The following is a 14,468-nucleotide window of genomic DNA, read 5'->3' as shown; positions in this document are numbered from 1 at the left end:
TATGAATACAAAAAGAACATTTCAATCAATCACACTCGCCTTGCTGGGTTTGGGCTGTTTCCCGTCCTGCGATAACAAGGATGATTTATTTCAAAAAACCGAACCGAAAGAGGGCTTGGCGATAGTAGATTGCACCAGCTATACGCAATGGAATTTCTTTTCCTTTTCCAAAGGGGAAATCATCGGAACTTGCGATGCCGGCAATGATGCCGACAACGAAGTGTGGCGCAATCGCTCCGACTGGGATTTGGCCTTCCACCGTCAGGATGTAAAAACCAACAGCGGCGTATCGGGAACCGGAAAAGCTGGAATCCTCGAATATAATTTCGATAGCCAGCCCTTTGATTTTGAGCGCGTAACCCTTGCGCCTGAGGATGGCTATCTGGTAGATGTTCAAGACTCTATCATCTACGACATGAGCCAGATGATGCAGGGAAAAATCGGCTATGTTCATACCGGGCTAACCCAAGTAACCAAAAGATGGGCGGTATTGGAAGATATGCAGAACAGCAAATGGGTGTATGCCCAAAAAGTATTTATTGTCCGCACTGCCGACGGCAAATATGCTAAAATTTATCTGAAAAACTTCAAAAGCGATGCCGGAGCTTCAGGCGTAGTAACGATGCAGTATGTATATCAGCCGGACGGAACAAGGGATTTGGATATAACGAAAATAAATAACTAATTATAAATCATTTCATTATTTATGAATATCAAAAAAATTACTTTTCTACTGTTGAGCCTTTGCTCAATAACAAGCGTTAGCCTTAAAGCCGGCGAGTTTGCTTACAACAATTTGTATGCCGGACAAGTGAACGTAATGGCTGCGCCGATGGAGCTGCCCGATTTGGGCAGGTGGCATTATTTTGCTTTCGACGAATGGCAAGGCGTTGTATTCAAGGGAACAAGCGACTTTGAACTCGAAAATGTTACTCCGGGTAAAACAGGAACAGAAAAAATCAATACCGGATGGCAAGCGCGTTCCGATTGGGATTTCGCTTTCCATGCCTACGACTTTCGGACAAACAGCGGATTAGCCGGAAACGGAAATGCAGGAGCCATTTTTATTGCCGATGCCGCTTCGGCACAGGGAAGTTCTTTGGATGCCATATATGCCGCATTAACGGAAGCGCCGGTAACAACTTATGCGGGCGATGCCGTTGTGAACGGGACATTCTACCTCAGTTTGACGCAGGGAATGCCGCCTTTACGCGCCACATCGCTTTCTGTTAATTCCGCTACCCGTAGTAGCGCTAAAGCTGCATCATCCGATTTTTCCACCTTGGCAATGGCCGGAGGAGCGACCGACAATCCGATGATTATCGTACTTAAGACCACATCGGGAAAATATGTCAAGGTTTATTTGAAACAATTTGTTGAAGACGGCAAGCCGGGTTTTCTGAAATTTGAGTATGATTTTATTCCACTGGAAACAACAAGCGGCATTTCTGTTGCAGAAACATCAGAATTAGCAATATTATCCGACGAATTGCAGGTAAATTTATCCGAGAATGCAGATATAGCTATTTATAACCTTACCGGCTTGCCTGTAAAACAGGTAAATGCGCAATCGGGTTTGGCTACCATTCCTGTTCACGGTTGGGTAAAAGGAACATATATCGTGAAAATAACTTCAGGCAAAGGATGCCGTATTCAAAAAATAAGCATAAGATGACAAGAAAAAAAATAGGAGCTGTTATTGCTATTGTTACCGTTTTATGCGGGGCATATATTTTGTGGGGGAAGCTGGCTTCTCCCACAAAAATTGCATTAGTCAATTTCCAAGCCTTTCAAACGGCAAGCATCGTAAAATCCAATGCCGATGAGTTTATTGAATACGAAGAGGCGCCACTCGAAGAATTACATAAGCTAAAACGTTACGATTTTGTGCTTGGTTTTGGTATGGGCATGAATATCACCGCTGAACAGCGGAAACAGGTACAACTTGCGGCAGAGAAAGGCGTCCCTGTCCTCATATACGGAGCGACAAATCCCGAAAATAACATTTGCAACCTCGACAGCCTGCAACGCAAAACGATAGAGGGCTACCTCAATAACGGGAATAAGCAGAATTATCAAAGCCTTGCACGGTATATCCGGCATGATATTGACCGGAAAACATTTTTTGTTCAAACGCCCGGCGCCATATTTAAAACCGCATCCGATGTGCTGTATCATTTGGATGAAAATGTTTGGTTTGATAAGGTAGATGTGTATGAGGGTTACTTGAAAAGCAAGCATTTTTATACGGATAATGCGCCCAGAGTAGCTATTGTCGGCGGATTGAATGAACCTTTTGGCGGTAACCGCGCCAATATCGACAGCCTGATTGTTTCCCTGCAACATGCAGGGTTGAACGTTTATCCGGTATCTTCCTTTATGAAACGCCTGGATTTCCTCCGGAAAATACAGCCTGATGCCGTTATTTACTTTGCGCATGGACGTATGGCTATGGGACAAAACGATGCCGCCGTTGATTGGCTGAAAGAACAAAATATCCCTGTATTTGCTCCGCTTTCGCTGCTGCAAACGCAGGCCGGATGGGAAGCCGACCCGATGGGCATGTCCGGCGGATTTATGTCGCAAAGCATTGTGATGCCCGAATTGGACGGAGCCATTTATCCATACGTGCTGAATGTGCAAGAATTAGACGACAATGGCATTTATCTGTTCAAAGCCATTCCCGAACGACTGAAAAATTTCACACAGATTGTGGCTAACTTCATCAAATTGAAACGAAAAAATAATGCCGGCAAAAAACTTGCCATATATTATTTCAAAGGCGCCGGACAGTCCACGCTGACTGCTCAGGGCTTGGAGACCGTTCCGTCGCTGTATAATTTTCTTAAACGCTTGAAAAGCGAAGGATACAAGGTAGATAATCTCCCCGCCGATGTCAAAGGCTTTGAGAAAATGCTGATGACGCAGGGTGCGGTGTTAAGCACGTATGCCGAAGGCGCTTTCGACGATTTCTTGAAGAACGGACAACCCGCCCTTATTGAAAAAAGCGAATATGAGTCGTGGATTAATCAAGCCTTACCCGAAGAACTGTATGCCGACGTGGTAAATACCTACGGTGAAGCGCCGGGACAATATATGGCTGTGCAGAAAAATGATAAGGCCTATCTTGCCGTTGCGCGTATTCAATTCGGAAATGTCGCCCTGCTTCCACAACCGATGGCAGGCTTGGGCAGCGATGCTTTCGCCATTGTTCACGGATCAGAATCTGCGCCGCCACATACTTATATCGCTTCCTATATGTGGTCGCAGTATGCTTTCAAGGCCGACGCCCTGCTGCATTTCGGCACACATGGAAGCTTGGAGTTTACGCCGCAAAAGCAAGTTGCGCTGAGCAATTACGACTGGCCGGACAGATTAGTGGGTAATCTGCCGCATTTCTATTATTATACCATCGGCAATATCGGCGAAAGTATGATGGCAAAACGCCGCGCGTATGCGACAACCATTTCTTACCTCACGCCTGCCTTTATGGAAACCGAAATGCGTTCGCAGTTCAAAGATTTACAAAATAAAATTCAGCATTACTATAAATCCGATGGGAATGCACAGGAAAGATTATCTTTGGATGTAAAGAAAATAGCTGTACAAATGGGGCTGCACCGCGATTTACGTCTCGACAGTATGCTGTCGAATCCATATACGAATGAAGAAATTGAGCGCATAGAGAATTTTGCAGGGGAAATTGCTAATGAAAAGATGACAGGACATTTATACACCTCCGGCATCCCTTACAGCGAGGAAAAAATCCACTCAACTGTTTTGGCAATGAGCGCCGAACCTATTGCATACAGTCTTGCAAACTTGGATAAATTAAACGGGAAAGCAGCTGAAAAGCAAATTAAAAACAACGTTTTCTTCACGCAAAAATATTTGGATCCTGCCCGGCAATTAGTCAATCAAATAGCAGGCGGGAAAACGGTAAATGACGACTTGATTTGCACAATCGCGCATATCACGCCAAAAGATCTGGAAGAAGCAAAAATCATTCTTGCACCTCCCCGCCGGACGATGCCCGCTATGATGTCTTCGGATGCAAAGGCTTCCGGCGCGAAAAAAACATCCGGCGGCGGTCATCCGGCATGGATACCGAAATTCGGTAAAAAACCGGATGAGGCGAACCATCAGTCGAAACCGGCAAGCATGACAGAAAAGCCAAAACCCGAATATACACCCGAGCAGAAGAACCGCGCAAGATCTATCTCTGAAATTGAGCGCGCCATACGCAATATTTCAACGTATAAAAAAGCCTTGGAAGAAAGTCCCGAACAGGAATTTCATTCCTTGCTGAATGCTTTATCCGGCGGTTATATAGCTCCTTCTTCGGGCGGTGATGCCGTTGCCAATCCCAACGCCGTACCCACCGGACGGAATCTCTATTCCATCAATGCCGAAGCTACGCCCTCCGAAGCGGCATGGGACAAAGGCGTTGCATTGGTAAATGCGACCTTGGAGCAGTACAAGAAACAGCACGGCGACTATCCCCGTAAAATAAGCTACACTTTCTGGAGCAGCGAGTTTATCGAAAGCGAAGGGGCAACCATTGCGCAAGTCCTCTACATGCTGGGCGTCGAACCGGTAAGGGACGCTTTCGGTCGCGTGTCCGACTTGCAGTTGATACCCTCTAAACAATTGGGTCGCCCCCGTATTGATGTAATCGTGCAAACATCCGGCCAGTTTCGCGACTTGGCTGCTTCCCGGCTTGCCCTGCTTAGCCGCGCCGTAGAAATGGCAGCCTCGGCAGAAGGCGATGAGTACGACAATCGTGTTACGGCAAGTGTTGTAGAAACCGAACGACTGTTAGTCAAACAGGGTATTTCTCCGAAAGATGCCCGCGAAATGTCCACACAACGAATATTTGGCGGTGTGAACGGCATGTACGGAACAGGCATTCAAGATATGGTAACAAGCGGCGACCGCTGGGAATCGGAAAAGGAAATTGCCGATACCTACATTCATAACATGGGGGCGGTATATGGCAACGACAAAAACTGGGGACAATATCAAGATGGTTTACTTCGCGCCGCACTGCATAATACCGACGTCATTGTTCAACCCCGCCAAAGCAATACTTGGGGTGCATTGAGCCTCGACCATGTATATGAATTTATGGGCGGCATGAACCTCGCTATCCGTAACGTAACCGGCAAAGACCCGGAAGCCTATTTTGCCGATTACCGCAACCGCAACAATGTACGGATGCAGGAACTGAAAGAAGCCATCGGCGTGGAAGCCCGTTCCACTATATTCAATCCGGCATATATCAGGGAAGTGATGAAAGGCAATGCTTCGAGCGCTGCTCAGATTACCGAAGTGATAACAAACACTTACGGATGGAATGTAATGAAACCCAATGTGATAGATAACGAGATGTGGGACAAGCTCTACAACGTGTATGTAAAAGACGAATACAACATGGGAACAGAAACATTCTTTCGCCGCGAAAACCCGCAGGCTTTGCAGGAAATTACCGCAGTAATGCTCGAAACAGCTCGCAAGGGAATGTGGAAAGCAACCGGACAGCAATTAGCCGACATTGCCGAACTGCATACAAGGCTGGTAAAAGATTTTGGTTCGGGCGCATCAGGATTTGCCGGAAACAATGCGAAGTTGCAGAATTTTATCGCCCAAAAAGTAGATCCGTTATCAGCAAATGAATATCGGAAGCAAATTGAAAAAATGCAGACAACTGCCGCCGACAATCATACGCAAGGCCTGAGACTGAAAAAAGACGAAATGAACCAACCGGAAACGGGCGAAACAAATACGCTGAACGGATTATTTGCTGCTGTTGCCGTACTGGTTATTTTTGTTGTTTTGCTTGCTGTTTTGCGGCAAAAGAGAAAGAAATAATATGGAATATATTCTTCAGATATTAATTCTTTTTATCCTGATAAGCTGCCTGCTGAAATTCAGTTTTTGGAAGTTATGGCAGGTTGCGTTATTTGGTTTGGTATGCGCCGTTTTTATTGTCGGAACGTGCCAATGGGCTATTCTGCAATCGAAAACGCAACTGACAGACTTTCTTTATAATACAAAGATTATGCAAGACGGCGCCGTGCTGATTACCATTGAGGCGGCGCTTTGTTTTGCCTTTTGCTTTGCGGAACTTCGGGCAATGTCCGGCATAAAAAAAGAAAACAGGTGGAAGCCCTTACTTTATTGGTACCCCGGATTATTGGCGCTTCCTGTTTTGTTTTACCTGCAAACGCAATTGATTTTCGGGATGCCCGGAACAGACTTCACGGCGCTGTCATACATGCTTGCTTTAGCGGTATTCATCGCATTGCCGCTGTTGAGCCGTTTCTTCAAATGGCTGTGTCCCGAAAAAGAATTGCGGTTGGAAATCTACTTTTTGGTCAATTTGTTTGTTTGCATAGTCGGATTGATAACAACTGTAAATGGAACTACGACTTACGCCACAGTAAAAGAACCTGTCAATGTAAAAGCCGTATTATTGTCGCTTGGCATGTTTGCCGTCTTTTTTATGACAGGAATGTTAGGACACAAATATAAATGGAAATTAAAAAAACAATAAAATGGAAATCATATCAAAAGCATTATTTTGGGTGGCAAACAGCCTTTTAATCCCCGATATTATTATTCTGCTGTTCCTTTTCGGACGGTCGCTGCTGCTCGCCGGAAGTTTTTACAATCAAGTGATGGTAAAACGCCGCAATGATGTACTGTTCGGTCGGAAAATAAAGGAACTGTCCACTACAACGATTGCTGAACTAAAATCCTTGTTGCCGGAAAAGGACAATTCGCTGTTTGTCAAATACCTGCGCGACCTACTGTCTTCATCATCCGGAGAAGCCTATTCGGATTATCTTTTGTCCAATCTCGAAAATGAGGCGGATAAAGACCTGTCATTCTCCAAGTTGTTGGCAAAAATGGGGCCTGTATTGGGACTTATCGGTACGCTGATAGCCATGAGCCCGGCATTGGTCGGCTTATCAACAGGCGATATTTCCGGTATGGCGTACAATATGCAGGTGGTATTTGCCACAACCGTTATCGGATTGGTAGTCAGCGCTGTTGGATTAGTAACTTTGCAGTTTAAGCAACGCTGGTATGCCAAAGACATTTATAATCTGGAATATGTATCACGAGTAATCAACAGCAGAAATGAGAAATAACAGGCGTTCCGGCAAATTTTTCAAGGAAGAGGATACCGACCCGCTAAGTGTGGTAGTCAATCTGTTCGACGTGGCGATGGTATTTGCCGTCTCCCTGATGGTTGCCATGGTTATGCACCTGAATATGACGGAAGTATTTACAAAAGAGGATTTTACGATTGTCAAAAATCCCGGTAAGGATAATATGGAGATCATCACCAAAGAAGGTAATAAAATAAACAAATACACGCCTTCCGACGAACAATCGTCGGAGAAAACAAAAGGGAAGCGCGTAGGCGTTGCTTATGAATTGGAAAACGGCGAAATTATTTATGTGCCGGAATAGAGGATTATGGAAAGGAGGAATGTATGCAACCAATAACACAAAAGAGCTACGAGTAATCGTAGCTCTTTGTCTGTGAAGTGGTCCGTCAAATAAATAGCTAATTATGTGTTTTTTAGTAGGTAGCAGTGGCTGGCGTTTTTTGTATCGCAACTACCTATCCAATTAATCACATTAAAGATAATTTGAAACTACTGTCTCCAAAGACAATACTGCTTTCTCATTTTATTGCACATTTGAATCAATACATGCTATAAAACATATTGTTTTATTTGTATATATCAGAATTATTATGATAGTTTGCATAAAATATCATATTAAAACGGATAGCGCATATCGGTTATTTGTATTTGTTGGCGTACATTGAAAAATGGAATCTCTTTAGAAAATAATCAAAGTGAAACTGCATCAAAAGCGGGAGGGTTGGCATCCAAACGGTAATACATTTGATTATTACTTACATCGGTTTGAATAGCAAAAGCAGAGTCCAAACAAGTTTGGCTCCTGTAATTCTCTAATAAACAAGTAAATTTTTAAACCTTAATTTACTCACCTAAAATGAATAATATGAAAACTCATTTCCGGATTTTTTTAATTAGCGTGTTTTTTATTGGTAGCCTGACTGGAGTAGTTTACGGAAATGTTCCTGTAGATTCTACATCACTAGTACAAGTGGCGAATAAAACGGTGGCAAAATGGACATCGGATGTTCAATTGACAACAGAACAACAAGCTCAATTGCGAGAAAAGATAATGGAATATTTGATAAATAGACAGGCTGTTTTTGGCAATGAAGATAAGCCGGCGAGATTATCGAATGAGCAAAAAACATCTCTGAAAGGAATAGGAGATACTTATCGGGGAGGTATTGAGACCATCCTGACAGAGGAACAAAAAGTAATAGTTGAAACAAAAAAGGAAGAACGTAAAGCTGAGGCTAAAGAAAAAGCCACGAATGCGGTCAACGAAGAGCTATCGAAGAGCAAATAACAGCATGTTACATTTTAATTCAATTATCATGAAAGGTCATATTTTCAAACAAATAGTATTCCTGTTCATCCTTATAAGTTATGTGCCTGTCGTTCAATCGCAAACTTGGATAACAGAGGATGATATGGAATATTCCCCTCAAGATTATCAATATGATACACAAGAACTTTGGTATGTAGATTTGGGTAGCAATAAGTTTGTTCAAATTACCTATACTTTGGACGGGCGACCGTCAGGCGATAGTTTTTATGTGTACAATGTAGATGATAATTGGAACATCGTATCAACTGCTTTTTGGGATTTTGATTACAGCAATGGGGTAATCACTACCGTTATCCCGAACGGAAAAGCGCTTATTGTATATGACATGGGGGATGATTCTTACGGCAGTTTTGACAATTATAGTGGGTTATTATTCTATATACTTGGGTACAATAGTGGAGGAATGTCATATGTTTACGATGCCTCAGGAAATCGCGTATCCCGTACCATCATATTTGCAACAACGAATAATTCATTAAGATCAGCTATGCGAAAAGAAGTTCCCGAAGAAGAAGTTGTGTATGAAGAACAGATAGATTATTCCGATGGTATTGAGAAAAAAGAAGCCACAATTCTTATTTATCCCAATCCTACTCAGGGGGTATTTGCCGTTGAAATCAGGAATGTACCCGAAGAAGAAATATCAGGAGAGATTTATTTATTGAAAGCCAACGGGCAACTTATAGATAAAAAAGGTATTGTAAAGGATAGCAAAGTCGAATTTGATTTAAGCAGGGAAGCGTCGGGAGTTTACCTGGTTAATATACATTTGGGAGAAAATATTTCATCCTGGAAAATAATTAAGAAGTAAAAATCAATAAAGCATACAATTATGAAAAATCACGTATCAGATTATAGGAAGCAGAATTATTTTTTGCGGATTTTCTTTGCCTTATTTTTGTTTACTTGTATTGTAGTAGAAACGCATGGACAAAGCGAAGAAGGCGACAGTATGTCCAATCCCATTGTTGTTGGTGAGCACGGCGACAGTTTCAGCTTTTCCAGTATAAAAGGTACTGCTCTTTTCACTGACCAATATACAGTACGAAGTCAAAAAGACATTATTTATAGATTTACGATAACCAGGCCAATGATTATGACACTCTCTCATTGCGGTTCTTCTTATGTGCTGGATACTTATATGCATTTATTGGATAGTAGTGGTGATTATATTCAGACGAGTGATTATTCTTTCGGCGATGGAGCGTGTTCATCCTCTCAACAAGCTTTTATACAATTACCACTTAACGCAGGAACCTATTACGTAGTATCGGAACTGGGAGATGAGAATGAGGAAGGCTCCGATGGAGTTATAAAAACTAATATTGACGGTTATTCGTATGATTTTAATTATCAGAGTGCACCTAGTGGATATAGCACAGATTTGGAAGCCGTAGGCTCTATTAATGGGGCATTTGATGTATCGGCTATGGGAGGCGCTACTTACTCAATCCCTATTGATGTTCCACAGGGTGTAGGCGGGATGCAACCGGGTTTAGCCCTTGTGTATAACAGCCAAGCCGGTAATGGATTGGCCGGTTGGGGCTGTAACTTGTCCGGAATATCTGTTATCACCCGTGCCCCGAAAGATATTTATCATGATGGGGCAGCCAAAGGATTGACACACATGGCGAATGAAGCTTACTTGCTTGACGGGCAACGTTTAATATATGTTTCAGGTACTGCCGGACAGAATGGCGCTATTTATTCTCCCGAATCCGACCCATTCACACAGGTTATTGTACATGGAACAGATACTGTCTGGTTTGAAGTACATGCTTCCAATGGTATGAAATACTATTTTGGAAATACAACTTCTGCCCGTCAGAGCTATACGGCAGGCAGTTCTTCGAGAATCAATGCGTGGTATTTGGATTATGCGGAAGATCCGCTGGGCAACTATATGGATTATACATATCAGATGGCAGGTTTTTTTGTATATCCAAATTCCATTATTTACGGGAAAAACCAAAATGTAACCGGCAGTTTTCAAAATACTGTTACATTCACTTATGAATCCCGAAGTGATTCCACTCATTTTGTCCTTGAGGGAGTTAAAGGGTCAATGGGTAAGCGACTGAAAACTATTACATGCAAAACGGGAAACGAAGTATATCGAACTTATAATTTACAATACAACAATACGGGTGATGCCTCAACAACTAAGTTCTCACGCCTGATAAGCGTAACAGAAAAGAACGGTGCAGGCGAGGCGCTTAAACCGACTGTGCTTAACTGGTCGTATTTGCCGGCGTTTTCACAAGACGTATCTGCTACAACCGTAACTAATGGAGGGAGTGTATCATTCGATAATCATTCGTTTATTGCTATGGATCATAATGGCGATGGCTTAACTGATATGACAGGTTTTTTTACCTCCGGTACCCGTACTGTGGCACGAGTATATTTGGCTTCGTTGGACACTTATGGAAATGTACAGTTTACCGCCAATGGTACATCGAATGATTATAATGTTGGCCCCAGTGATAGAATTATGGCTATACTTAAAAGTCTGACAGATAAAGATTATTTGCTTACTGATTTCGATGGAGATGGTGTGAGTGAATTAATATTGACGGAAATGGGTAGTAGAATAATTCATTGTACCCGCCTTGAGGATGCAGATGAAGGTAATTCTCTTTATATAGATTATCGGCAATCTCGCAGCGAAATACCTTTGTTTGCAGCTGAGGATCTGAATAATGATGGAAGAGGTGAAATTATTATTTTAGAAAGAAATCCCAATGGGCCAACGCCTTGTACGATCGTTAATGTGCAAGACACCATATTTCTAGGTTTGTCATTTCCTTCCAAACCAGATAAGATGTTTGTGTCTGATTATAACGGAGATGGACTGAAAGATATTTTGGTGTTTTATGGCGGAGGAAAATCTGCTGTTAAAGGCTATACTATTTTTTGGAATCAAGGCGATGGGATTTCCAGTACAACCTTTTCCGATAGCCATAAGACGATAGGGACAAACATTGCTTACGCATGGATGATACGGGAAGGCGATTTTAATGGTGATGGCTTGCCTGATTTTATTATGAATGCTTCTTATACTAATCAGTGGTATTTTGCATTAAACAACGGAAATGGGACATTTACCAAGCAATTAGCATGCACTTTGGAAATATATGACCAAGGGACTAGCAGCGATAACGATAAATTTACCTGTCTTGTCTATGATTTTGACTTTGACGGCAAGTCGGATGTTGTCATTAACAAAGCAATGTATGGTACAACACCTGTAACACATACCTATTGGATGCGTTCGAATGGGGATTCGCTGAATGTGAAAATTCATTCTACATCCAACAGGGATGTGGATGCGAAATCATCACATTATGTATTGGGAGACTTCAATGGAGACGGCCAGGTAGAATTGGTGAATTACGGTTATAATTGTGCATCCGGCACAAATAATACCAATCCAAGTTCATCATGGCATCTGTACAAAAATAGCAACTACAATGTCAATAGAGGTAAAATAACAAGTATTACTAACGGATATGGAGCTACAACAACGATAAACTATGCTTCGCTTGCTAATGGAGGTATTTATACAAAAGGCTCCGGCAGTACATATCCCATTGTCGATTATACCTTGCCGGTTCATGCCGTGAAAACGGTAACAGCCAACGGTATGACTGTCAATTATCGGTATGGTGGCATTAAAGCGCATTTGCGGGGAAGAGGACTGATTGGAATGATGTCTCAAAAAGCGACGAACACTACCCTCAATACGGTAACAGAATCGGGTATCAGCGGGATAAATGTTTCTTTCTATCTTCCTAACGAAACATATACGAAAACAATTGTAAATGGCGATACAGCCAAGGTTACTACCCAAATAACTTTTGCACCTAAAGGGACAACAAAGTATTTTGCTTATCCTTCGAGCAAGACAGAAAAAGATTTGGACGGAAATATTAACTATACCACTTACCAATACAATACCGCTTATGGCTATATAACGGAAGAGAAAACCCGGTATAATACGAATAATGACCAAATGCACAAAACCATCCAATATGGCAATTACGTGTTAGCCGGTGGAGCGTATAAACCCCGACTGATTATCCAGACACAAAGACATGCGGATGATACAGCCACTTTTACCCAAAAGAAGTACATCACATACGACACAACGAGAGGCTATCAAACCCAGGTTATCGAAAATTACGATACGTCCTTGCCTTTGACAACCAATTACACTTACGATGACTTTGGCAATGTGTTGACATCTCAAACTACCGGCTCGGGTATTACGCCCATTACCAATATCGTAGAATACGATGCAACCAAACGCTTCGTTACCAAAACCTATACCTCTCCGGCTTCGGAAGTGCAAACATACACTTATAATATCTGGGGTAATGTATTGACGGAAAACGATGAAACCAATACTTCCAATATCCTTACCACAGCGCATACCTACGATAACTGGGGTAACCGCAAAACCACTTCCTTTCTCGATTCCCTGAGGATAAGCTACCATTCGGGATGGAATAATAATAACAGCAAGCGGTTTTTCACGCTGATACAAAAGAAGGGTCAACCTTGGGTAAAGACATGGTACGACAACCTGGGGCGTGAAGTCTTAACAGAATCACGCGGGCCCAAAAGTATGATCATCAAAACAGCTAAAACCTATAACAACAAGGGGCAGCTAACGCAGGAACAAAACCAACAAGGAAACCTGACGATTACGCAGAGCTATACTTACGACATCTACGGACGTGTGGCATCCAGCAGTAGTACTGCCGGACAAAGTGCAACATACGGCTATGGCAACCGGCGAGATACGGTTACTACCAACGGTCGTACCTATATAAAAACTTATGATGCCTGGGGAAATATCAAGACCTCGAGCGACCCGGCTTCGTCGGTCAGCTATACCTACAACTCGCAGGGAAAACCGAAGACTGTTACAACAGGGGGAGCCACTTTCTCCATGACTTATTACAATACAGGCTTGCAACACACACTGGTTGACCCCAATGCCGGAACCACCACTTATGTTTATGATGCGGCAGGGCGAATGACACAGCAAACGGACGGCAGGGGGAAAGTAACAACCAATACCTACGATGCCTTGGGACGGCTGGCTTCATCGATGTGCGGAGGCGCATCGGGCCTTGTTAATTATACCTATGGCACATCAGGGAATGAGAAGTTGCGCCTGACCAGAATACAGCAGGGAAGTTACTATATAGCTTATACCCACGACAGCCAGGGACGCGTAGTAACGGAAAAGCGAAAGGTACCCGGTATTACTGCGACTTTGGATTTTTCGTATGCCTACAATCCGGCGGGCCAAGTAAGCAGCATAACTTATCCCGAGGGGGTACAAATCAGCCGCCAGTACGATTCCTACGGCAATCTGGAAAAAGTAAAGTATGGCACACAGAATATTTGGGAACTGATTGGCGCTACGGGCAGGGTTACCACCACCAAGCTAGGTGGCACAATGACCTCGACAAAAACCCTCAGCACGCAGGGCTTGTTGACCGGCCAACAAACGGTTCTCGGCTCAAATACACTTCATAACATGACCTATGTGTTTAATGCCGCTACCGGCAACCTGAGCTCGCGCACAGGTATGACAGGAGCAACAACAACCGAAGGCTTCACCTACGATAACCTGGACAGGCTCACAACTGTTACCCACAACGGTGCGTCCGTAATGGATATTAGCTACTATGCCAATGGCAATATTGATTTCAAAACAGGTTTGGGCGAATACAGCTATCTGGCCACAAAGCCTCATGCCTTGAAATCGGTGGATAATACGGACGGGTTGGTGCCATCCACAAGACAGTCTATCTCATATACAAACTTTAACAAGGTATCCAGCATCTCCGAACTGGACGAAAAGGCAAACGGAGGCGTTTACAGTATGACTTTCGACTACGGCCCGACACGGGAGCGCTGGCGGACAATATTGAACAGCA

At 43.2% G+C, this 14,468-nt stretch carries 9 protein-coding genes; all 9 read left to right on the top strand.

Annotation, left to right across the window (positions count from 1 at the left end):
* The first annotated feature begins 1 nt into the window (after position 1).
* Entirely contained in the window at positions 2-685 is a 684-nt protein-coding gene (locus tag ACYPWY_RS11830; RefSeq protein ID WP_459685737.1) for an HmuY family protein, read from the top strand.
* Between the two features lie 21 nt (positions 686-706).
* Positions 707-1,675 (top strand): HmuY family protein, encoded by a 969-nt coding sequence (locus ACYPWY_RS11825; RefSeq protein WP_459685736.1) that lies wholly within the window; start codon positions 707-709, stop codon positions 1,673-1,675.
* Entirely contained in the window at positions 1,672-5,871 is a 4,200-nt protein-coding gene (locus ACYPWY_RS11820) for a cobaltochelatase subunit CobN (protein WP_459685735.1), read from the top strand. The genes ACYPWY_RS11825 and ACYPWY_RS11820 overlap by 4 nt, the downstream gene beginning before the upstream one ends.
* 1 nt (position 5,872) lies before the next feature.
* Positions 5,873-6,556, top strand: a complete 684-nt coding sequence (locus ACYPWY_RS11815) for a hypothetical protein (RefSeq protein ID WP_459685734.1) — start codon at positions 5,873-5,875, stop codon at positions 6,554-6,556.
* 1 nt (position 6,557) lies between these two features.
* On the top strand, positions 6,558-7,157 hold the full coding sequence (locus ACYPWY_RS11810; RefSeq protein WP_459685733.1) for a MotA/TolQ/ExbB proton channel family protein: 600 nt from the start codon (positions 6,558-6,560) through the stop codon (positions 7,155-7,157).
* Positions 7,147-7,482 (top strand): DUF2149 domain-containing protein, encoded by a 336-nt coding sequence (locus ACYPWY_RS11805; RefSeq protein ID WP_459685732.1) that lies wholly within the window; start codon positions 7,147-7,149, stop codon positions 7,480-7,482. Before ACYPWY_RS11810 ends, ACYPWY_RS11805 begins: the two co-directional genes overlap by 11 nt.
* Before the next feature lie 564 nt (positions 7,483-8,046).
* Positions 8,047-8,469 (top strand): nucleoid-associated protein, encoded by a 423-nt coding sequence (locus ACYPWY_RS11800; protein ID WP_459685731.1) that lies wholly within the window; start codon positions 8,047-8,049, stop codon positions 8,467-8,469.
* A 28-nt stretch (positions 8,470-8,497) separates the two neighbouring features.
* A complete protein-coding gene (locus ACYPWY_RS11795) occupies positions 8,498-9,322 on the top strand; it encodes a T9SS type A sorting domain-containing protein (RefSeq protein ID WP_459685730.1) in 825 nt (274 codons plus the stop codon).
* A gap of 21 nt (positions 9,323-9,343) precedes the next feature.
* Positions 9,344-14,468 (top strand): FG-GAP-like repeat-containing protein (locus ACYPWY_RS11790; RefSeq protein WP_459685729.1); only part of this gene is annotated, 5,125 nt, incomplete at its 3' end.

It is taken from the genome of Viscerimonas tarda (assembly GCF_054601255.1).
This window is presented reverse-complemented; position numbering and strand designations above follow the sequence as displayed.

Bases quoted from the DNA above. Each gene is read 5' to 3' on its own strand.
- ACYPWY_RS11795 (WP_459685730.1), top strand. From the start codon at position 8,498: ATGAAAGGTCATATTTTCAAACAAATAGTATTCCTGTTCATCCTTATA.
- ACYPWY_RS11805 (WP_459685732.1), top strand. From the start codon at position 7,147: ATGAGAAATAACAGGCGTTCCGGCAAATTTTTCAAGGAAGAGGATACC.
- ACYPWY_RS11800 (WP_459685731.1), top strand. From the start codon at position 8,047: ATGAAAACTCATTTCCGGATTTTTTTAATTAGCGTGTTTTTTATTGGT.
- ACYPWY_RS11830 (WP_459685737.1), top strand. From the start codon at position 2: ATGAATACAAAAAGAACATTTCAATCAATCACACTCGCCTTGCTGGGT.
- ACYPWY_RS11820 (WP_459685735.1), top strand. From the start codon at position 1,672: ATGACAAGAAAAAAAATAGGAGCTGTTATTGCTATTGTTACCGTTTTA.
- ACYPWY_RS11815 (WP_459685734.1), top strand. From the start codon at position 5,873: ATGGAATATATTCTTCAGATATTAATTCTTTTTATCCTGATAAGCTGC.
- ACYPWY_RS11810 (WP_459685733.1), top strand. From the start codon at position 6,558: ATGGAAATCATATCAAAAGCATTATTTTGGGTGGCAAACAGCCTTTTA.
- ACYPWY_RS11825 (WP_459685736.1), top strand. From the start codon at position 707: ATGAATATCAAAAAAATTACTTTTCTACTGTTGAGCCTTTGCTCAATA.